At 38.3% G+C, this 19,918-nt stretch carries 23 protein-coding genes, 1 riboswitch and 1 other annotated feature; of the genes, 2 read left to right on the top strand and 21 right to left on the bottom strand.

The annotated features are described in order from the left end of the window. Positions 1 to 58: 58 nt before the first annotated feature. The gene (locus tag HMPREF2704_RS01580; RefSeq protein WP_023917840.1) at positions 59 to 568 is read right to left on the bottom strand and encodes a QueT transporter family protein; all 510 of its coding nucleotides are present in this window, start codon (positions 566 to 568) and stop codon (positions 59 to 61) included. Continuing rightward, a riboswitch (PreQ1 riboswitch) is annotated at positions 566 to 672 on the bottom strand. It overlaps the preceding gene by 3 nt. 28 nt (positions 673 to 700) lie before the next feature. Between HMPREF2704_RS01580 and HMPREF2704_RS01575 the strand changes: the two genes are divergently transcribed. Further along, positions 701 to 1,144 (top strand): GtrA family protein, encoded by a 444-nt coding sequence (locus tag HMPREF2704_RS01575; protein ID WP_049485730.1) that lies wholly within the window; start codon positions 701 to 703, stop codon positions 1,142 to 1,144. Positions 1,145 to 1,168: 24 nt separating this feature from the next. Here HMPREF2704_RS01575 and HMPREF2704_RS01570 read toward each other — a convergent pair whose 3' ends face one another. The 17 genes from HMPREF2704_RS01570 to HMPREF2704_RS01490 form a co-directional block, all read right to left on the bottom strand. After that, positions 1,169 to 1,876, bottom strand: coding sequence for a B3/B4 domain-containing protein (locus HMPREF2704_RS01570; protein ID WP_045759323.1), 708 nt, complete (start codon positions 1,874 to 1,876; stop codon positions 1,169 to 1,171). Further along, the gene (locus HMPREF2704_RS01565) at positions 1,873 to 2,337 is read right to left on the bottom strand and encodes a MarR family winged helix-turn-helix transcriptional regulator (RefSeq protein WP_070845466.1); all 465 of its coding nucleotides are present in this window, start codon (positions 2,335 to 2,337) and stop codon (positions 1,873 to 1,875) included. Before HMPREF2704_RS01565 ends, HMPREF2704_RS01570 begins: the two co-directional genes overlap by 4 nt. 95 nt (positions 2,338 to 2,432) lie before the next feature. Beyond that, complete coding sequence (locus HMPREF2704_RS01560) at positions 2,433 to 3,407, bottom strand: YihY/virulence factor BrkB family protein (protein WP_070845465.1); 975 nt, start codon at positions 3,405 to 3,407, stop codon at positions 2,433 to 2,435. A gap of 82 nt (positions 3,408 to 3,489) precedes the next feature. Beyond that, on the bottom strand, positions 3,490 to 4,350 hold the full coding sequence (locus tag HMPREF2704_RS01555; RefSeq protein WP_049474762.1) for a methionyl aminopeptidase: 861 nt from the start codon (positions 4,348 to 4,350) through the stop codon (positions 3,490 to 3,492). 21 nt (positions 4,351 to 4,371) lie between these two features. Then, entirely contained in the window at positions 4,372 to 5,649 is a 1,278-nt protein-coding gene (gene spxR / locus HMPREF2704_RS01550) for a CBS-HotDog domain-containing transcription factor SpxR (protein ID WP_070845464.1), read from the bottom strand. Then, entirely contained in the window at positions 5,642 to 6,193 is a 552-nt protein-coding gene (locus HMPREF2704_RS01545; RefSeq protein WP_037607828.1) for a GNAT family N-acetyltransferase, read from the bottom strand. Before HMPREF2704_RS01545 ends, spxR begins: the two co-directional genes overlap by 8 nt. A gap of 56 nt (positions 6,194 to 6,249) precedes the next feature. Next, positions 6,250 to 7,509, bottom strand: a complete 1,260-nt coding sequence (locus tag HMPREF2704_RS01540) for a UDP-N-acetylglucosamine 1-carboxyvinyltransferase (protein ID WP_070845463.1) — start codon at positions 7,507 to 7,509, stop codon at positions 6,250 to 6,252. A 192-nt stretch (positions 7,510 to 7,701) separates the two neighbouring features. Then, positions 7,702 to 8,892 (bottom strand): methionine adenosyltransferase, encoded by a 1,191-nt coding sequence (gene metK, locus HMPREF2704_RS01535; protein WP_061590804.1) that lies wholly within the window; start codon positions 8,890 to 8,892, stop codon positions 7,702 to 7,704. A 400-nt stretch (positions 8,893 to 9,292) separates the two neighbouring features. Continuing rightward, positions 9,293 to 10,519: an ABC transporter permease gene (locus HMPREF2704_RS01530; RefSeq protein WP_070845462.1), complete on the bottom strand. Its 1,227-nt coding sequence runs from the start codon at positions 10,517 to 10,519 to the stop codon at positions 9,293 to 9,295. 139 nt (positions 10,520 to 10,658) lie between these two features. Further along, positions 10,659 to 11,090: a hypothetical protein gene (locus HMPREF2704_RS01525; RefSeq protein WP_070845461.1), complete on the bottom strand. Its 432-nt coding sequence runs from the start codon at positions 11,088 to 11,090 to the stop codon at positions 10,659 to 10,661. 135 nt (positions 11,091 to 11,225) lie between these two features. Beyond that, entirely contained in the window at positions 11,226 to 11,669 is a 444-nt protein-coding gene (locus HMPREF2704_RS01520) for a hypothetical protein (protein ID WP_256318004.1), read from the bottom strand. A 168-nt stretch (positions 11,670 to 11,837) separates the two neighbouring features. Further along, on the bottom strand, positions 11,838 to 12,305 hold the full coding sequence (locus tag HMPREF2704_RS01515) for a deoxycytidylate deaminase (RefSeq protein WP_049490930.1): 468 nt from the start codon (positions 12,303 to 12,305) through the stop codon (positions 11,838 to 11,840). A gap of 252 nt (positions 12,306 to 12,557) precedes the next feature. Beyond that, positions 12,558 to 12,917 (bottom strand): 50S ribosomal protein L20, encoded by a 360-nt coding sequence (rplT, locus tag HMPREF2704_RS01510; protein ID WP_000124830.1) that lies wholly within the window; start codon positions 12,915 to 12,917, stop codon positions 12,558 to 12,560. A gap of 49 nt (positions 12,918 to 12,966) precedes the next feature. Beyond that, positions 12,967 to 13,167 carry a 50S ribosomal protein L35 gene (gene rpmI, locus HMPREF2704_RS01505; RefSeq protein WP_003003453.1) on the bottom strand — a complete coding sequence of 67 codons (201 nt, stop codon included), beginning with the start codon at positions 13,165 to 13,167 and terminating at the stop codon, positions 12,967 to 12,969. A 33-nt stretch (positions 13,168 to 13,200) separates the two neighbouring features. Then, the gene (infC, locus tag HMPREF2704_RS01500; protein WP_003003721.1) at positions 13,201 to 13,731 is read right to left on the bottom strand and encodes a translation initiation factor IF-3; all 531 of its coding nucleotides are present in this window, start codon (positions 13,729 to 13,731) and stop codon (positions 13,201 to 13,203) included. A 16-nt stretch (positions 13,732 to 13,747) separates the two neighbouring features. Next, positions 13,748 to 13,876 (bottom strand) — a sequence feature (ribosomal protein L20 leader region). 23 nt (positions 13,877 to 13,899) lie between these two features. Further along, on the bottom strand, positions 13,900 to 14,580 hold the full coding sequence (gene cmk / locus HMPREF2704_RS01495) for a (d)CMP kinase (RefSeq protein WP_070586083.1): 681 nt from the start codon (positions 14,578 to 14,580) through the stop codon (positions 13,900 to 13,902). Between the two features lie 14 nt (positions 14,581 to 14,594). Then, positions 14,595 to 15,050: an SAG1386/EF1546 family surface-associated protein gene (locus tag HMPREF2704_RS01490; RefSeq protein ID WP_003006692.1), complete on the bottom strand. Its 456-nt coding sequence runs from the start codon at positions 15,048 to 15,050 to the stop codon at positions 14,595 to 14,597. A 45-nt stretch (positions 15,051 to 15,095) separates the two neighbouring features. Between HMPREF2704_RS01490 and HMPREF2704_RS01485 the strand changes: the two genes are divergently transcribed. Continuing rightward, positions 15,096 to 15,296, top strand: a complete 201-nt coding sequence (locus HMPREF2704_RS01485) for a ferredoxin (RefSeq protein WP_003006690.1) — start codon at positions 15,096 to 15,098, stop codon at positions 15,294 to 15,296. A 9-nt stretch (positions 15,297 to 15,305) separates the two neighbouring features. Here the strand turns inward: HMPREF2704_RS01485 and HMPREF2704_RS01480 are convergent, their stop codons facing one another. From HMPREF2704_RS01480 to HMPREF2704_RS01470, 3 genes are all read right to left on the bottom strand, one after another. Further along, positions 15,306 to 15,782, bottom strand: coding sequence for an EbsA family protein (locus tag HMPREF2704_RS01480; RefSeq protein WP_070845460.1), 477 nt, complete (start codon positions 15,780 to 15,782; stop codon positions 15,306 to 15,308). 94 nt (positions 15,783 to 15,876) lie between these two features. Continuing rightward, on the bottom strand, positions 15,877 to 18,402 hold the full coding sequence (locus HMPREF2704_RS01475; protein ID WP_070845459.1) for an LTA synthase family protein: 2,526 nt from the start codon (positions 18,400 to 18,402) through the stop codon (positions 15,877 to 15,879). Positions 18,403 to 18,425: 23 nt separating this feature from the next. Then, a complete protein-coding gene (locus HMPREF2704_RS01470) occupies positions 18,426 to 19,913 on the bottom strand; it encodes a DUF2142 domain-containing protein (RefSeq protein WP_049471995.1) in 1,488 nt (495 codons plus the stop codon). Positions 19,914 to 19,918: the final 5 nt, after the last annotated feature.

Here is a 19,918-nt window from a genome sequence, read left to right as displayed (position 1 = left end):
TTAGCCTTGAATTTACTGCATTCTTAGCATGAAAAAAAGGAGCCAAAGCTCCCTTTTCTTATTTTGTAAAATCAATCCGCTTAGAAAGTTGATTGATCACAATCGCTCCAAAAATCAAGGATGCAAATTCACCCACTCCCATGGTCAACCAGTTATAGAAGAATGGTTGGCCTTGAAGGTAATAAAGTTCCAAGGCAATCGTAAACATGGAAATGGAAAAGAAAATCGCAAACAAGAAATGGTCCAACCGAATAAGACCGTCAAACAAGAACTTGTTTTTAAAACGACCAAATAGAATGAGTCCAAGTCCTAGGAAGACAAAGGTTGAACCTCCACCAACAAAGACATCGATCCACCCAAAACTAAATAAGTTAGCAATCATACAACCAAGCGTCACTCCAATCAAGTACTTCTTATTGTAGAAGGCTAAGAAATTCATCATCTCCGAAACACGGAATTGATAGCCATAGTAGGCCATAGCATTGAGAGGTGGGGTAATGGTCAATACGATATAAATCGCAGCAACAATGGCAATTTGCGCCATATCACGAGCAGTTAACTGTTTCATCTATTCTCCTTTAGCGGTTTTTCCGCGTGTAATATGCTTGGCGAAAGGATCTTAAGCACCAAGGGTTGAAGGTTTGATTTCTTCAACCTTTCAAGTATAGCATATTTTGAGGTTTTATGGTAGACTGAATTTATGAAAATACTAATTAAAAAATTTTTTGATAATGAAATTTTATCCTATCTCTTTTTTGGGGTTGCCACAACCATTGTTTCCGTCGGAACCCGCCTCTTCATCTATCAAGTGTCTCGTGATGAACGATTAGCGACCGCGATTGGAAACATCGCTGGGATCCTCTTTGCCTTTGCGACCAACGATACCATTGTCTTTAAACAAGAAAGAAAGGGCTGGTTTCAGCGCTTGATCCGATTTGCGATTGCCCGCTCTGGGACCTTTATACTAGACATGGCCTTGACCGAGATTTTTGTCAAGCAATTCCCAGGAATCATCGGGCAATTTGTCCACAACAACAAGAGTCAGATCAATCTGATTGAAACCCTCTTTGCTCAAGTTGCTATAGTGGTCCTCAATTATGTCTTTAGTAAACTCTTTGTCTTTAAAAATAAAAACAAGGCTTGAAACGATTGTTTCAGCCTTATTATTTTAAACTTCTATACTTGCATGCTCTGCACTTAATTGATAGATCGTTCCTTCGACCCCAAAATAATCCTTGGCTAGGTCTTTCAATTCTTGCATAGCTGTTTGTGCACGTTTGGCCTGCTCCTCATTGATAGCTTCAATCACCAAAATAGCGTCCTTCGTATCTTCAGTTAGCATGGTTCTTTGAGCCTCACGCCAATTCAAGCAACGACAAACAGCTCCTTCTTGGTCATAGTAGATGATCTCCCCTTCCAAAGCTGGCGCATCTTCTTCAGCTCCTAATGGAAAGAACGGTTCGCCTCCTTTCGCTTGTCCTAGAGAGAGTCCACCCACTAATTTATCCATGTCTTCTCCTCCACATGGAAGGGCATAAGCCATAGACACACTATTGTATAAATCAACCAAGGGATTAATCGGATAAAATTCACGACCTTGGTGAACCCGTTTTAATAGTGCTTCGATGGAAGATCGGGCTCCTTTTTTTGTTTTAAACTTGCTAAAAGCTTGGCGCCACTCTTGAACGAACCCACTCTGGGTATAGTTTTCTTCATCGATAAATTCCCATGCTCTTTTGGCACCCTTGTCCAACAATTCTTTGAAATAAGGATCCTTGGCTTCATCTACCGTATTATCAATGCCATACAAGGACATCACTGTAATTCTAGCTGTTGGAAATAAATCCCAAAATGCTTGATCGACTGTCACTTTCATTGCTTTACCTCACTATAATTTCTTTTTTGACCTTTTTTAACTAGTTCCCAATCCAAGGTGATATTCTCACGAACTCGGATGAGGTACTCTTCTAACTGTGCGACTTCTTTTTTGGAAAAGCCTTTTAAAGCAGTTCTCTCAGAGTAAAGATGCTCCCCTAAAATGAAGGGGTAAATCTGCTTACCTTTTTCAGTTAACTCCCATTCCTTTGTTTTGAGATTTTCTCCTCTCGGACGTTGCTGAATCAAGCCACGTTCTTCTAGTTTTTTTACGGACCTTGCAACGGTGGATCGATCTACTTTCAAGAGGTCAGAGAGTTCTTCCTGAATCATTCCAGGTTGCTCTGCAATTCGCACCAGATAGAGATATTGACCACGTGCTAAATCTAAATCTCTAAATTCGATATTTGCAATAGAATCCAGAGCGCGCGCAATGATACCAATCTCACGCAAAATACTCATCCCACTCCTCCTTTCTTGTTAGAAATAGAGTAACATATTTTTGTTGCAAATGCAATAAAAACCAACAAAAAAAGAAACCAGATACCATCTGATTTCTATTCTTTCCTTTTATCTCTATTTTTTAGACGTAATCGTTGTTTTAATTTTAATGAAACTTCTCTATGCCGAAAGTCCACTTCTTCTGATTTTAACTTAGAGACAATTTCTCCACTGCGCGTTTGGAACTTGGCTTCTCTGGCAAATTGGATACTGGCGTTTAAAATACAACCAATAATCATGATTTTAGCTACCAAGATGAACCAGAACATAATGACCGCTAGGACGACCGAACCAAAGAAACGAGCATCTAAGAAATGACTCACATAGCGATCCACATATTTCCAAAAGATATTTAAGATCGCATACAGGACAGCAACAACAAAGGTCGCCCCTGGCAATACATATCTAAATTTTGGAATTTTGACATTTGGAAGGGTGTAATAGAGCAAGACCAGACTAACAAAGAGTAAGAGGTAGATGGTCGGCTCTGTCAAATTCAGTAAACGCACATAAATCGTCCGATCAAATGAAAAGGTCTGATAGAGATAGCGAACGATCATTTTTCCAAACATGGAAAGGATCAGCGAAAGTCCAAACAAGCCCTGCAAGGCAAAACTGATCAGAAAGCTAAAGAGTCGCCCCCAGATAATACCACGCTCCTTTTCCACCCCATAACTCTTGTTATAGGCTTTTTGGAGGTAGGCAATGCTCTGAGAGAAGATCCACAAAGCAGAAATAATCGAGAAACTCAGTAAGCCTGTCGAAGGTTTGGTCAAGACACTCGAAATCATCTGTGCCACTATTCGATATAAGGAGGCTGGCAAGACTTTTTGTAAGCTTAAAAGAATCTGAGTGGGACGAATATGAAAGTAGGGTAAAATATTGGCTGCAATCAGCATCAAAGGGAAAATGGAGATCAGCAAATAATAGGCCACCGCAATGCTAGTGATATCAGACTCTGCACTCTGATAAAACCGCACGAAGCCCTTTATAAATGGCTGTCCCAGTATTTTTTGTAGGACCTTTTTCATTCGTCACCTCCCCATTTTACTAAAAAAGAGCAAAGAGCGAAACCAGACACTTGCCTTCAGCTCCATTCTTTCCTCTCTAGTTTTAGTATGTTCCTTCTTCACCTTGACTGGTCAAGATCACCGGACCATCTTTTGTAATCACAAATTGATGCTCGTATTGACAAGAAAGGCCACCGTCAAGGGTCTTATGGGCCCAACCAGTTTCCATATCTGTATCAATCTCCCAAGTACCGGTATTGATCATTGGCTCAATCGTCAAGACCATCCCTTCACGTAAGCGAAGACCGCGTCCAGCACGACCATAATGCGGGACCATTGGTTCTTCATGCATGGTAGGCCCGACACCGTGTCCGACCAAATCACGCACCACGCCATAGCCTTTGCTTTCCGCATACTCTTGAATCGCTGCACCAATATCTCCCAAGCGATTGCCAACGACCGCTTTCTCAATTCCCTTATAGAGACATTCTTTGGTCACGTCCATCAAATCTTTGACTTCTTGCGAAACATTTCCAACCGCATAAGCCCAGCAAGAGTCCGCCAAGCCACCAGTATAGGACTCAGTGTATTTCTTCATTTGCGCCACATTGTCAAAATCTAATTTCGATACATCCAAAACAGATTTATCCAGTGGTTCTGACAAGACCATGTCTACCTTGAGGAGATCACCATCTTTGAGAATGACATGACGTGGAAAAGCATGGGCTACTTCGTCATTCAAACCACAGCAAGTCGCATAAGGATAGTCCATGAGACTACCTTCTACACCGATTTGAAGCGGCAAGACATTGGCTTCTTTACAGCGACGACGGACATATTCTTCTACTTCCCATAGGTCAAGCCCTGGCTTGATCAAGTCACGTAATCCAATATGGATGCTGGCAAGGAAATCACCTGCACGATCCATGGCTTCAATTTCACGTTGTGATTTTAATGTAATCATTGTCTTCTCATTTCTTTTTGTTTAATTAATCTTAATTGTAATGGTTGCTTTCGCAACTAACTGCAGATCTAAATACAAGCTAAAATCAACCAAGGCCGAACGTCTGGTTCGTCGAACTAGTTGTGGTTCAATGCGGATCACATCGTCCACCTGCACAGCTTGTAAAAAATTGATGATCAGCTGTTCGACGATCAAGCTACGCCCACTGTGTTGCATCATCTTGCGAACAACCTTCATCAGCACTTCGATCATGACCCCATTGGCCAAAACACCACTTTTCTCCAACATACTTGGCTCTACTGTGAATTGGTAATGGTCGTTCTCTGCTTGAATCTTTTGACCGATTTGCTCACTAAAGGTTGGCAAGCTCGAAAATTGCACCTTGCTAATCCGATCCATGACATCCCGACGTGTAATGACACCCAGCAAGGTCTGGTTAGTGCGAATCACAGGAATCATCTCATAATCTTCAGCAATCATCCGCTGGCTAATCGTCGCAATGCTGGTGGACAAATTAGTGGTAAAAATGGTCCGTGACATCACCTTATCAAGGGTCGTCTGAGGCGCCTTATCTCCAGCATCTCTCATGGTTACGACGCCCACTACCATCTGGTGCTGATTGACAACCGGAAAACGACTAAAGCGATTCTTTCGAACCAAATCTAAATAATCCCGGACCGTATCCGTCTCAGAAAGATAGCCGTACTCATGGAAGGGCCGATAGACCTGCTCGACTGTCAAGATATCCGTCTTGATCTGCATGTTAGACAAAGCCTTATTGATCATGGTCGCGACGGTATAGGTATCGTGTGAAGTTCGGATGACTGGGATTTGTACCTGATTGGCCAGATCAATCACATCCTCACTCACTTCAAAGCCACCCGTCACTAAGACCGCATTGTCATGCTTAAGAGCCAATCGTTGGATGCTAGTGCGGTCACCCACGATCAAAAGCCCCCCTTCAGACACATAGTCAAGGACGTGCTTTTCTGTCATGGCACCGATATAAAATTTATTAAATTCTTTTTCGAGTCCCTCTTCACCAGCTAATATTTCAGAACCGGTGATTTCTAAAATTTCCCGATAAGTCAAGTGCTCTAGTACAGCTTTTTTCGATTTGACACGGATGGTCCCGCTTCTAGGACGCGTTTCTACAATTCCTTGATTTTCAGCTTCTTTAATGGCACGATAGGCCGTCCCATCACTGACATTCAAAAAATTGGAGATACTGCGGACACTGACCCGTTTTCCAATCGGTAATTTTTCGAGATAGTCTAAAATCTCTTGGTGTTTACTCATAGAAGTCCCCTCTACCTAGGCGGAAATCATAATAATCGCGCATTTTACGCGTATAGCGGTCACTCCCTTTGAATTGACGAAAGAGACGAAAACCAGCCTTCAAAGCAACCTTTTGACTCCCTGCATTTTCAACATGGGTGACAATCTTAAGCTCCTTCAGTTGAAATTTTTCAAACGATAGAGAGACCAACTCTTTGACCGCTTCTGTCATCAGACCCTTTCCCCAAAAATCTTTGTGTAAAAAGTAGCCTAACTCAGCCTCTCCCTTAATTTCATCCAACTTTTCAAACTTGATGGAGCCAATCATCTGATTGGTTTCCTTATCACAGATCGCCCAAACCCCCAAAGGATTTTTCATGAAATAGTTGGCTAGTACATATTGAGTTTCAGCAAGATCGGCTTGTGCAGGGAAGATAAATTGTAAATTTTCAGGATTCGAAGCAATCTTATAAAAATCTTCCGCATCCTCAAAGAGAAAAGGTCGTAAATACAACCTTTGTGTTTCAATTAGTGAATAGGCAGCTAAGTTCGTCCAAATATTCATTTCAAACTCCATTGTTCGTGTATCCAGCCGCCACTATCAGATCCCAAGTTCTGTCACTATTCCTCTACCAACTGGATGTCTGCTCCAAGTTGGGTCAATTTATGAATAATATCTGAATACCCGCGAAGGATGTATTCCACATTTGTAATTTCTGTTGTTCCAGAAGCCATGAGACCGGCGATCACTAAAGCCGCACCAGCTCGAAGATCCGTCGCTTTCACACTGGATCCTGTCAATTGATTTGGCCCTTCATAAATAATGTGGTCGTTCAAGGTCGAAATGGTGGCCCCCATTTTAGCTAATTCTGGTACATGGTTGACCCGTTTTTCATAAATCGTATCAACAATGCGACCACGTCCTACAGCCGTTAAGAGCAAAGGCGTGATCGGTTGTTGCAAGTCAGTCGCAAAACCAGGATAAGGAGATGTTTTGATCTGGATGGCCTTCAAGCCTGTTTGCTTTTCTACAAAGATACTATCTTCAGAAATGGTCATGCGCACACCCATTTCCTCTAACTTAGCAATATAGCTCTCTAAATGCTCATATAGGACATTATTGATCTGGATACCTTCCCCAATAGCAGCTGCAAGGGCAATATAGGTTCCTGCTTCGATACGATCTGGAATCACCTGATGTCTCGTTCCATGCAATTGTGGAACACCATCAATGATAATAATATCTGTCCCTGCTCCACGAATATGGGCTCCCATGTTGTTGAGCAAGGTCACCACATCGATAATTTCAGGTTCCCGCGCCGCATTTTCGATCACTGTCCGACCTTCAGCCTTGACTGCTGCCAAAATCGTATTGATCGTTGCACCGACACTAACAGTATCCATGTAGATGTTTGCTCCTTGAAGAGGCTTGTCATCAGTCGCAAGTTTCATACTAGAGCCATCCATGGTCATAGCAGCTCCCATCGCTTCAAAGGCCTTCAAATGCAAATCGATCGGACGCGGGCCAAGATCACACCCGCCAGGTAGTCCAACAGTTGCTTGACCGTAGCGTCCTAACAAGCTGCCATAAAAATAATAGGAGGCACGGAGACTATTGATCTTTCCAAATGGCATGGGCATATTCTTCACCCCACGTGGATCAATGATCAAACTGTCCTCTTTGCGCTCGATCTTAGCCCCCATGATGGTCATGATTTCAATCAGACTCGCCACGTCGGAAATATCCGGTACCCCATCAAGGGTCACGATATCATCCGCCAGAATGGTCGCCGGAATCAGGGCTACTACACTATTTTTTGCACCACTAATGGTCACCTCTCCTTTTAGAGGGCGACCACCATTTATTACAATTTTTTTCATCTTAATAATTTATTAGCTCTTTCAAGTCTTTTTCCTTTTACTATCGTTTTTTGTAACGGAAATAAAAGGGACAACGTATTCAAAATACTGCATCTATTATACCACAGATCGACCTATTTTTCCATCTGTAGGAATTTTCAAAACGAAAAAAAGCTAGGATCAACTTGACCCTAACTTTTCCATTTCAACTAATTATTTTACAGCTTCTTTCAAGGCTTCTACCTTGTCCAAACGTTCCCATGGAAGGTCAATATCTGTCCGTCCCATATGGCCATAAGCCGCTGTTTGACGGTAGATTGGACGTTTCAAATCCAACATTTGAATAATCCCTGCAGGACGAAGATCAAAGAGCTCACGTGCTGCTTTTTCAAGCTTACTTTCAGCGACTGTTCCAGTACCGAAGGTATCAATACGAACAGAGACAGGTTGAGCAACCCCAATGGCATAAGCCAATTGCACTTCTGCTTTCTTAGCAAGACCTGCCGCTACGATGTTTTTGGCAATGTAGCGAGCTGCATAAGAAGCAGAACGGTCCACCTTAGTGGCATCCTTACCAGAGAAGGCACCACCACCGTGACGTGAATAACCACCATAAGTATCCACGATGATCTTACGACCTGTCAAACCTGAGTCCCCTTGAGGCCCACCAATAACAAAGCGACCCGTTGGGTTGATGAAGAATTTGGTCTCAGCATCTAGATAAGAAGCTGGAATCACCTCTTTGATGACCTTGTTAATTACATCTTCATGGATTTGTTCATTGCTGACATCTGGATCGTGTTGAGTTGAAATAACCACCGTATCCACGCGCACTGGCTGGTCATTTTCATCGTACTCGACAGTGACCTGTGATTTGGCATCTGGACGAAGATAGCTGATTTCCCCAGACTTACGAAGTTCAGCCAAACGACGAACCAACTTGTGGCTGAGTGAAATCGGTAATGGCATGAGTTCTTCTGTTTCATCCACTGCAAAACCAAACATGAGACCTTGGTCTCCTGCTCCGATCAAATCAAGTGGATCTTGATCTGCGTTTCCACGAACTTCCAAGGCTTCATTAACCCCTTGGGCAATATCAGGAGATTGTTCCACCAAAGATGGGTGTACTCCTACAGTTTCAGCTGAGAATCCATATTCCGTATTAGTATAACCAATCTCTGCAATAGTATCACGAACCACACGGTTAATATCCACATAAGCAGTCGTTGAAATCTCACCAAAGACATGCACGGAACCAGTATAAACAGCTGTTTCGGCAGCCACGTGAGCTTCTGGATCTTGCTCTAAAATAGCATCTAAAATAGCATCTGAAATTTGGTCTGCAATCTTATCTGGATGCCCCTCAGATACTGATTCAGACGTGAAAAGTTTACGTTCTGACATAAAAATGTCCCCCCTTAAAAAAATATTGTTATAGAGTTACAAAGTACTGATAGAAGATTTCTACCACCTTATCGGGACCATATAACACTTCATTATAACACATTACATATGATATGGAAAATGATTTTTCAAAAAGCCCATTAAATCAGCTTTTTCGGTCTATGCACTACCCAGTTAAACTGACTTAAACAGTCCTCAAAGTTCCTAAAAAGTTCACAAAAAATACCCACTAGGGTATCTATCAATTGACGAGTTCAGCAGGCAAGATCTAGTACCCTCACACGGTGCTTTTTTTATCTTCAAAAATGGTAGGCGTCCGCGTACCAATGGGTACTCAAAAACCTACCATCTACTTAAATGATAACAGTTCTTTAAAAATTTTCAACCCTATCTACTTTACTCAGTCTCCATTTTTAAATAATATAGTTCCAATAAATACTAAAACTCCCAGAATAAAGGATAAAATATTAGGACCTATCCAATAAGGATCTGGCGTACCTATAATGGAAATAACAAATGAGATAGCTGCCGCATTTAGGAGTCCTTTACTTCCTTTTCTCATACCTATGAAAAGTAATATAGTCGCAATCATAAAACAAATATAATGGATGGCACCAATATATAAGATCAGTAGATACATGGGGTTTCCTAAAAATAAAGGAAAAATCATAATACCAAGGTGACAGACTGCTATTATAAGTGCGCTCCATAACCAAGGCGACTGAAGAATAATTCTTTTTGGCGAATTTTCTTCATCATTGTTTGATCGTATATCAGCATTCAACTGATCGTTTACATCTATGTCTCCTTCTACTTGAGAGTCCGCCATCTCTGGTTTAGTGTCAATAGATGATAGATCTTGTACTTTCACCTTAGACTCCCAGCTAGCTGCAACTTTCTCAAGTAAACTAAAAACACGACAAGCAATATAAATCGATAAGAGAAGATAAAAGAGACCGTAAAAGCTTATACGAGAGATGAAAGAGTATACTATACCTATCTCAACAAGGGAAGATAAAATGAGCAAAAGAGAAAAGACTTTCTGAAGTTTATCACTTGTACTTGTGATCATAACATTAATCAGAAGTAAAAACATTAACTCCATTACACTGTATCGAAGTGTAAAAGCGTAAATATCACTCGTTCTATCCATACCAATCAATATAAATAGTGGAGAAATATTTGTAGAGGCAACAAATAGTACTAAATAAGCTATCGATGATTTCCAACCATCTTTACTTTTCCAATTGTTTAAAAGCTCCCTCATTTCTACATTCTTTATAAGCAAGCAAATCCATATTAAACAAATGATATTTAGCACAAAGGAAATGTTCATCAGATTTGTTGGGGAGAAAGGTGGTAAAAAAAACATCAGTAGTTGGGTAATTGAGAGGAGAAGAGCAGCTATCAATCCTTCAACATTTAAACGCTGCTTCATGATTCTCCAAATTACCCAGCAAATAATCATTCCATTCCATATAGAAAAAATACTAGAGACAGTGAACAGTGGTGTATTTCCATTTAAATTTTGGGAACTATAGTTCACCACTATACTACTACCATAAGAAACAAGATAAAGAATTGCTTCAAGAATTAGCAGTATACAATACCATTTTTTTCTAGACATAGATTCTCCTCCACTTTCTAAGAAAAGTATTTAACGATTCATTTATTTAAATTATAACACAATTTGTAACCGTTTTCTTAGTGCGTTATCAGTACTAAATAAATAAAAAAGATAGGATTGAACATCCTACCTGCTATCATCAGTCTTCATTTTTTAACAATACAGTTCCAATCAATACCAGCACTCCTACCACAAGCGGTGGTATATGATTAATCAGCCAATCCGGATCACCCGCAGCAATAAATGAAAAAACATAAATAGCTGCTGCTATATAAAAAGTTGCTTTATTGGCATTCACTATTCCATTCCAAAGCAGGATGGTTGCAATCACAAAGCTAATCATATGGATTCCCAAAAAGTACAAAAAGCCACCAGCCCACGCTCCCATTGAAAAGAGACCTAATAAAAGTAAAACTATATAAACAATGGCCAAGAACAAAGCAATAGAAAGGATTACAGAATTTCCAATTCTCTTCTCTGGCTTCATTTCATTGTTCGGAAAAAGACTTTCATCTGAAGCATATGCCTCTTTTTCTTTATCTACTTCAAGATTTTTCTGTTGATCAGTCATAACTTTCTCCTAACATTTTTAGTTATTCTTTCAAATAATAGCGCTTAAAAATAGAGAGGAAGAACTGATTTAACTATCTCTTTGATCGACCCGAATACTTTTTATTGAGTAGAGTTGACCATATCCATTTTTTAATTAAGAGCTTTTCACTTCTTTAACCAGGAGTGTTCCGATTAAATCCAAAATACCTAAACATAAGGGAGCAATTCGAAATATTTCCCAGTCCGGATCAAAAGCCAAGATGATAGACAGCAGATAGAGTCCAATACTCGCATAGAGAAGGCTTTTATTCCCCTTCTTCATCCCTAGTCGAATTAGAAAGGCTCCAATCGCAAGACTTAATAAGTTTGGACCAAGGAAAATCAAAACGACAAATCCCCAACCATCACCCCAAGGTGCAAAGAAAAAGACAAACAATACAAGATAGATAATGGATAGGTAAAAGGTTACTGAAAGAAGAATAGAATGTAAGCTATTTTCTTTTGGAGGATTCTGAACAGATACAGAATTGGGATAATCTTCACTGATCTTACTATGTTCTTTATTTTCCTCAAGATGTTTCTCTTGGTTTGTCATCATTTTCTCCTACCTTTCTTATATTTTTATGTTTTTCCTTTAACACCATTATACTTGATTCCATTATTCTTTTCATGATAGCCATCTATTCAATGCTATCTCTTAAACATTAATTTGGACAGGTTTCCAATTAGATTGCTAACATATCATGAAATGGACTAAAAGTCTTCCCTAAATAAAATCAGCCTCTGCAATAGCTCTTTTCACTTCTTCAATTGGTAAATTGACCAGTTCTACTTCTTTTTCACGGTAAAGATACTCGGCATATTCATCGATGCGGTATTGATGGATATAAACGACCCGCTTGCAACCGACTTGAAGCAACTGCTTGGTGCAATTGAGGCAAGGAAAATGCGTCACATAAGCTGTAAATCCTTTGGGAATTCCACGTTCAGCTCCTTGCAAAATAGCATTGACTTCCGCATGAATCGTCCGGACACAATGTCCCTCGACCATGAGGCAGCCATCCTCTAGACAATGATCTGTCCCAGAAACGGATCCATTATACCCGGTTGCAATGACCTTATTATCCTTTACCAGTACAGCCCCAACCTTAGCTCGATTACATGTCGCACGATTCGAAATCAGTAAGGCCTGTGCTGCAAAATATTCATCCCATGCTAGTCGATTGTGTGTCACCTTTATATCCTCCATCTCTCCTCATATCGGTTACGATTGTTTTCATTATAGCATGAAATCAACAAGAAAAAAAGGGAGTGGGAAAGAACTCTGACTAGTAAAAAAGAGTTCGTTTTCCAACCCCCGCACAGTTGATTAGGCTATCTTTGGAGCTTATAAGGCGAACAAAGAAGCCAATCAACCACTGCGTCATACAGTTATTTCTATCATACATCAAAGGCTGGACAACTTTTGCCCAGCCTATTGTAAATATTATTTACCAAGTTTTGCTTTAGCTGCATCTGCAAGAGCTGTGAAAGCCGCTGCATCGTTAACAGCCAAGTCAGCAAGCATTTTACGGTTAACTTCGATCTCAGCCAATTTCAAACCATGCATCAATTGTGAGTATGAAAGTCCGTTCAAACGAGCTGCCGCATTGATACGTGTGATCCACAATTTACGGAAGTCACGTTTCTTTTGACGACGGTCACGGTATGCATAGTAGTAAGAGTTCATTACTTGTTCTTTTGCAGTACGGAACAAGATATGTTTAGCTCCATAGTAACCTTTAGCTAATTTAAGAATACGTTTACGACGTTTGCGTGATACAACGCCACCTTTAACACGTGCCATTTATATTTCCTCCAATATTTCCTAGAATTCTTTACTTACGAATACGCAATTATTTCAAGCGAGTAAGCATTGCTTTGATACGTTTGAAATCTCCTGCATGCACCATAGATGCTTTACGAAGATGACGACGTTGTTTCTTAGTTTTTCCGTGGAAACGGTGAGAAGTGTAAGCACGGAAACGTTTAAGTCCACCAGAACCTGTACGTTTGAAACGTTTAGCTGATGCGCGGTGTGTTTTTTGTTTTGGCATGATATTTTCTCCTTTTTTTAACTTTCTGACAGATTATTTCTTGTCAGTTGCTGGCGCCAATTGCATGAACATTTGACGTCCATCCATCTTAGCTCGTTGTTCGATGATCGCCACATCTTGTGTCGCTTCAGCGAAGTCGGCTAAAACTTTAGCACCAATCTCTTTGTGGGTAATCATACGACCCTTAAAGCGAATGGATACCTTCACTTTATTTCCTTTTTCAAGGAATTTGCGAGCATTGCGAAGTTTTGTATCGAAATCACCCTTGTCAATCACTGGGCTCAAACGAACTTCTTTCACGGTCACAACGCTTTGTTTTTTGCGTTGTTCTTTTTGCTTCTTCTGGTACTCAAATTTGAACTTACCGTAGTCCATAATTTTCGCAACAGGAGGTTTAGCTTGAGGTTGAATGAGAACCAAGTCAACATTAGCATCGTCCGCAAGTGCTTGCGCTTCGCTAAGTGGTTTGATACCCAATTGCTCACCTTCAAGACCGATTAAGCGAACTTCACGTACACGAATTTCATCATTGATGAATAAGTCTTGCTTTGCTATGGTTTTCACCTCTTTTTTATTATTCGAGAAAAACAAAGAACGGACCTGCAAAACAGGCCCGAACTACATGATGTATTTCATTACTGAAACTTGATCCGTAGGGGCCAGGCAACTTGCGTCACAAGGCGAGAAGTTCTCACTTCTGCTTTTCTCAACTTTTATATGATATCAAGTTTTTTATTCTTTGTCAAGAAGTTTTTTTGCTTTTTCTTCAATAAATGCAACAACGTCTGCAATTCCAACACCCGTTGTGTCAAAATGAATGGCATCAGCTGCAGGTTTCAAAGGAGAAACGGCACGGTGGCTGTCCTTATAGTCCCGCTCAGCGATTTCTTTTTTCAACAATTCAAGATCCGCTGTGATGCCCTTTTCAACATTTTCCTTATAACGACGTTCTGCCCGCTCCTCAACAGAAGCGACCAAAAAGATCTTCAACTCTGCATGTGGAAGGACGACTGTCCCAATATCGCGTCCATCCATAACGATGCCCCCCTCTGCTGCAATTTCTTGCTGTAGAGTGACAAGTTTTTCACGGATCGGCGCAAGCGCTGCAACCCATGAAACATTGTTGGTCACTTGGTTATCGCGAATCGGGTGAGTAATATCCACGTCCGCTACAAAGACAAGCTGCTCTCCTTCTTCCGAACGACCGAAACTAATTGGATACTGATCTAAAAGGGCTAAGAGGTCATCAACCTGCTCAGCTGTCAGATTATTTTGCAAAGCTAGGTAAGTCGCTGCACGGTACATAGCTCCTGTGTCTAGATACGTATAGCCTAGATCCTTGGCAATGATCTTTGCAACTGTAGATTTTCCACTAGAAGCCGGTCCATCAATGGCAATTTGAATTTGTTTCATGCTGTCCTCAACTCCTACTGAATCTTAACGACATCACCAGGATTCGCATACCATGATCCTGTAGACATGTGAGATGGATTTAACTGTTCCAATTGGGCAATGGAAATACCAGCACGCGCAGCAATTGCTGCTTCCCCTTCACCTGCTTGAACAGTGATCGTACCTTCTTCAGAGTTCTCATCTTTTGAACTATCGTCTTTAGCCGCTTGGTCAGTTTGTGCTGCAGGGGCTGATGATTTCTGTTCAACCTTAGTCTCTCCATTGTAGAAACCAGACATTTGTTTTGATTTATTGCTGCCACCTGTTGAAAGGAAAATCAACAAGCAGACCATCGCCACTACTACTACAAAGAAAATAATGGCTAAAATCGTCAATAGACGATCTGCCTTGATTCCGTTTAACTTACTCGTTCTTTTCAATGTTTCTTCTCCATCATCGTAAATATCTTCTTCCCATGGTTCTTTTGCCATGACTTCCTCCTTGTTTTTTCTCGTAAAAATCATTACAATAGAAGTATGAAAGTTACGTTAATTCCAGATCGTTGCATCGCTTGCGGTCTCTGTCAGACCTATTCTGAATTATTTGATTACCATGACAATGGCATCGTTAAATTTGCTGCTGAAGAGGACGACCTCCTTGAAAAGGAAGTTCCTGTCACAAACGATGTTCTCGAGGCTATTAAAGAATGCCCCACTCATGCTCTCTTAAAAGATTAAGAGGGCTTTTTATTTGTCTGCATAATACATCTCGTAGTAATCCACATGGATGAAATTGTCCGTCAGGATTACTTCTCCCTTAAAATAAGGATTTAAGGCAAGCGCATTGATAAAGTATTTTTTCGGCCATTTACGCATACAGAATGTCCGACTGCGCGAACCATCATTAAAAATGAGCTTGATCGATTTCTTATTTACTTCGACCTTGTCGATCGAATCAATCTTTACCTTGATTGGAGTAAAAGGATTAGCTGTAATAATCCGCAAGATCCCATCCTCATAGATCGTGAAGTAACGATGGACCCCAATCGCGAGCAAGACCATAAATAAAAAGAACGAAAACAAAACTAGCGTTGGCACACTAGAGCTCTCATACATCAAGGCCAATCCAATAAAGACCGGAATCACTGCAATGGACCAATAAGTCACAAGAATAGATAAGTCCGGTTGCCAATGATAATGGACCTTTCCAAATATCTTAATCATGAGCGTACCCCCATCTAATAGTTTAGCATAAAAAACAAAAAAAAGGGAGCCAGACAGCCAAAATCACAAAGATTTTTACCTGCTTGCTCTCCTTTTAATTGGATTTATCAGTTGGAACTTTAAAGAAGTCTTTAGAAAGGTAACCTTTCCCACTAATCAAGTCGTATTCAACCATTTTCAAATCCTCTGCAATTTCTTGTGCTTCTCCTTCTAAGGCCTTTTTATCGACACTTGCTTTTTTCAATACTTCTGTCAACAAAGCATAGTAAGGCGAAACTTTTGAATTGGTCTGTTCAAAGACCATAGCAGAGAAATCACTTGAATTGACCAAAGGATAGTTCAATTTCGGTGCATCAAAATTACTCCAAATGAAGTAATCTGTCTGATACTGACTCTCCGGATTATTCTTAAAGGCCGACTCAGGATAGAGACCTGGTAAGTGATCCCCATAAAATACCACTGTAATCTTCTTATCTATTTTAGAAAGACTTTCCAGGAAGGATTGGGTGGCGGTGTCGGTAAAGGTTAAAAGACGTGAATAATTCGTTAACTTGGTATTTTCATCATCTGAAAAACCGTTGCCTGTTGCTGTTAAGTCTGAAGGTTCTCCTGCTATAAATGGGGAGTGATTTTGAATCGTAATGACAGAAAAGAATTGATTCTTTTTAGCATCCATCTCTTTTAATACTGCCTTATACGTAGATTCATCGCTTATATGTACTTCTTGATAACCTAAATCATAATTCTTTTTATCATCAATGCTTATAAATTTATTGAATTTCAATCTATTGTAAATCACATTTCTAGAATAATTAATTGGAGATTCGAAATGAATAACTTCTTTATTATTAAATGAATCACTAACTGAAATTAGTCTTCTCATTTTAGGAGCAACCTCTGAGTATAATACAGAAACTGTCGGATTAATATTATAAAAAGGTAACCCTGTCAATGTTTGAAACTCCATATTTGCGGTTCCACCACCATAACCATCTGATTGCATTAATCCACTTGTAACTTTTGTCTTAATTTCTTGAATTTTTGGTATAGGATTTCTAGATAAATTTACCCCTTCAATTCTTGATGGGTCAGCAAAACTCTCACTTAAAACATAAACAATTGTTTGATTATCAATTAACTCATTTCTATTTTTATTGATTTCGAAAGCTACTTGATCATATTTCTTCTCAATTTCTTTGATTTTTTCTTTACTATATCCCTTCGGTTCTATAATTGGATCTGTTGTGATTTGATTTAACCAAACATAGGACAACGATCGATATCTAGCATTTATGGAATTTCCTAACCATTTTGTATCTTGGAAATTATTTAACAAAGTAATAATCGGAACGTCATCAATAATTTTACCATTATCTTTTCTTTTGAAAATAGAATAAACATTAATGGACAATAAGATCATAAGTCCTAATAAAACAAATCTTAAGATCGTTGCACGAATAATTCTACCTGGATAAATATATCTCCGTCCTATTATATAGATAAACGTAAAAATGACTAAGGAAATACTCACAGTCATTAAAACCGAAGCATCTACAAAACTAAATAAAACAGAAGGTTGAAATACCCAGACCAAATCACTTGGCAAAATTGGTTCCGCACGCATACTAAATTTTATAGCATTAGCAACAATAAACAGAACCCCACCAAATAAAATCAATATTGTCGTAAATAAATATCTATTAAAGATAATATATAGAAAAATAAACAGATAAGATAAACACAATATCTGAAATATTACACCTCCAGGAAATATTGAGTATCCAACCAAAGGTTCCCCATGGCCTAGACCCAATTGAATTCCTGTATTAAATAATATTGCAAGACTAATACTTGTAAATGCAGCTAGCGAAAAACTAGACCTATTTTTTACTACATCAACTTGTCCTTTTACAAAAAGCAAGCCAACTAAAGTCAGGAAAAAACTTAAGAGTAGCAAATGAAATTCTAAAATCCAAAATTGGCTCAAGGAGTACTTTCCTGCTCCTAATTTCTCAAAATTTCCAGATACATACCATGATGTACGATACAAAAAAGAAAGAATTTTAGAATCAGTAAAAATGAACGAACAAACTACGCTAGAATGCAAGACATATTCGAACATTTTCCCAATAGGTTCTAATTTTTTTCTATTCGCTTTATTATCATATGATTTTTTGATCTGACCCAAAACATAAGAAATCACTAACAATGACAAAATAAATACTAGAGAATTAAATTGCCAAAAATTGTTTTTTTCAAAATGATCAATCTTATAACTAGGATTATTAATATTAAGCGAAACATCAATCGAGTATGATAGTATTAAATAGATTACGTATGAAACTAAAATTTTAAGGAAAAAAATCCATTTTAAAGCGTATTGTGAAATTAGTAAAACTAGAATTAAGAAGGCAATTCCAAACCAAATTCCAAACTGATTAACTAAGAATAATACAGATCCTGTTGATTTGATCTCTTTAGAAATCAAATTTTGTGTTAAGAAAGTATTGCTTATAAAAAATAAAAGAAAGAGAGCTATACAGTACTTTTGTGTTCTTGTTATTTTATTATAAATTTTAAAAAGAAAATCTCTTAAATCTAATTTCCTCTTTCTCTTCATTTTTTATCCTTCCTATAAATTTTTTATCCCTGCAATTGAGTGTATATTCCGATACTAATTGTTAAAATATTTAAATACACTAACATATATTGCAAACTACATTCAAAATTCGAATCTTCATTTTGAATGGTCATATCTAAAAAACCAAATAATTTTCTAAACCATGATCCACAAAAAAGTGGCAAAAACATCAGAATAAAATAATAATAACGACCTTGTACACCACCTACAGTAATATCACCTTTGTGGTATACCCTAGGATCTCCTGAAATAGCAATTACTATTAATGAGGCAATACCTGCAAGTAAAAGAAGACAGTAATATTTAAAAAATGTTGGCATTTCAATTTTATTTTTTAATGCAATGACAAACATAGCAAAAAAGAAAGTAACTATCGAAATTGCAATTAAAAACGGAGACGATTCTGAAACATATTTCAATGGTTCAGAAACAAAATCATGAATAATACCGTATGGCGCTAAAAGTAAAGTTCTAATTAATGGTAATGGATGTGTTACAAAATATAATAGTCCTGGTCCTTTGCCTGACAAAGCATTGTCTGAAGCAAACAATTTAATGATTCCAACGTATGTAAAGGAAATGAATAAATTTAAACCAAACAGGATTGAACTGAATTTTCTTACTGATTTATCCTGATAATACTTATTTGGCAATATTGAAAATAGACTTCCAATTAATACAAACGGAAATTTTGCAAATGAAAATAGTAATGTAGAGCATTGAAATACAAAAGCATATTTTCTATCAATTTTACGTTCACCTGATAGAATATTTGTCAATATAGCAAGACTAATTAAAGTTGCTCCAAAATATAAATAATCATAATGATAACCTGCTATAATGTACAATACTGCAGGGAATGTAGAAAATAAATATATCGCTTCTCTATAAACTTTGCTGATTTTTAATGCAATAAATACTAGAATGGCATATGCTATGACTTCGAAGATTCTTCCCAAATAATAGGAAACAAACACTTTTTTAGAGATTAATCTACCTATATTCCATCCAATTGCACTAGGAATAAAGGCTGGATTATCAAATCCAACTCTTACTCCTTTAATTTTACTTTCCTTATGCTCAACATTGAACCAATAATTTTTATCTTTTTTACTAGGATTTCTTAGTGCATCATATTTAAAAACTGAATTATAATCTTCCAATTTCTCATTAGAATATTTAAAAATAGGACTATCCGAAATACTGATTACGTTTGGTAAATGAGACTCTTCATCTAATCCATATTGGACTGGTTTCACTACTGAAATTACACTACCGAAAATAATTATCAGAAAAAAAGCATTAATTGGCAATTTCTTTTTATCTTTTGGATCAAAAAGAATAAAATAAATTACAATACTAATAATTAATAGTATAATTTTGAGATTGATAGTAAACTGAAATAAACTGGCCAAAAACACTCTTGAAAATAATACTAAAAATATAGCGATTAAAATATTTCTAATTTTAGTCTTATCAATAACTCCCATATAAT

The organism is Streptococcus sp. HMSC076C09 (assembly GCF_001837905.1).
Lineage (GTDB): Bacteria > Bacillota > Bacilli > Lactobacillales > Streptococcaceae > Streptococcus > Streptococcus parasanguinis_I.
This window is presented reverse-complemented; position numbering and strand designations above follow the sequence as displayed.

Coding starts and splice junctions, on each gene's coding strand:
- HMPREF2704_RS01470 (WP_049471995.1), bottom strand. CDS start 19,913: ATGGGAGTTATTGATAAGACTAAAATTAGAAATATTTTAATCGCTATA.
- rpmI (WP_003003453.1), bottom strand. CDS start 13,167: ATGCCAAAACAAAAAACACACCGCGCATCAGCTAAACGTTTCAAACGT.
- HMPREF2704_RS01485 (WP_003006690.1), top strand. CDS start 15,096: ATGAAAGTTACGTTAATTCCAGATCGTTGCATCGCTTGCGGTCTCTGT.
- HMPREF2704_RS01525 (WP_070845461.1), bottom strand. CDS start 11,090: ATGACTGATCAACAGAAAAATCTTGAAGTAGATAAAGAAAAAGAGGCA.
- HMPREF2704_RS01480 (WP_070845460.1), bottom strand. CDS start 15,782: ATGATTAAGATATTTGGAAAGGTCCATTATCATTGGCAACCGGACTTA.
- HMPREF2704_RS01475 (WP_070845459.1), bottom strand. CDS start 18,402: ATGAAGAGAAAGAGGAAATTAGATTTAAGAGATTTTCTTTTTAAAATT.
- HMPREF2704_RS01580 (WP_023917840.1), bottom strand. CDS start 568: ATGAAACAGTTAACTGCTCGTGATATGGCGCAAATTGCCATTGTTGCT.
- HMPREF2704_RS01520 (WP_256318004.1), bottom strand. CDS start 11,669: ATGATGACAAACCAAGAGAAACATCTTGAGGAAAATAAAGAACATAGT.
- HMPREF2704_RS01490 (WP_003006692.1), bottom strand. CDS start 15,050: ATGGCAAAAGAACCATGGGAAGAAGATATTTACGATGATGGAGAAGAA.
- HMPREF2704_RS01555 (WP_049474762.1), bottom strand. CDS start 4,350: ATGATTACATTAAAATCACAACGTGAAATTGAAGCCATGGATCGTGCA.
- HMPREF2704_RS01570 (WP_045759323.1), bottom strand. CDS start 1,876: ATGAAAGTGACAGTCGATCAAGCATTTTGGGATTTATTTCCAACAGCT.
- rplT (WP_000124830.1), bottom strand. CDS start 12,917: ATGGCACGTGTTAAAGGTGGCGTTGTATCACGCAAACGTCGTAAACGT.
- HMPREF2704_RS01565 (WP_070845466.1), bottom strand. CDS start 2,337: ATGAGTATTTTGCGTGAGATTGGTATCATTGCGCGCGCTCTGGATTCT.
- cmk (WP_070586083.1), bottom strand. CDS start 14,580: ATGAAACAAATTCAAATTGCCATTGATGGACCGGCTTCTAGTGGAAAA.
- HMPREF2704_RS01530 (WP_070845462.1), bottom strand. CDS start 10,519: ATGTCTAGAAAAAAATGGTATTGTATACTGCTAATTCTTGAAGCAATT.
- metK (WP_061590804.1), bottom strand. CDS start 8,892: ATGTCAGAACGTAAACTTTTCACGTCTGAATCAGTATCTGAGGGGCAT.
- HMPREF2704_RS01560 (WP_070845465.1), bottom strand. CDS start 3,407: ATGAAAAAGGTCCTACAAAAAATACTGGGACAGCCATTTATAAAGGGC.
- spxR (WP_070845464.1), bottom strand. CDS start 5,649: ATGAGTAAACACCAAGAGATTTTAGACTATCTCGAAAAATTACCGATT.
- HMPREF2704_RS01545 (WP_037607828.1), bottom strand. CDS start 6,193: ATGAATATTTGGACGAACTTAGCTGCCTATTCACTAATTGAAACACAA.
- HMPREF2704_RS01575 (WP_049485730.1), top strand. CDS start 701: ATGAAAATACTAATTAAAAAATTTTTTGATAATGAAATTTTATCCTAT.
- HMPREF2704_RS01540 (WP_070845463.1), bottom strand. CDS start 7,509: ATGAAAAAAATTGTAATAAATGGTGGTCGCCCTCTAAAAGGAGAGGTG.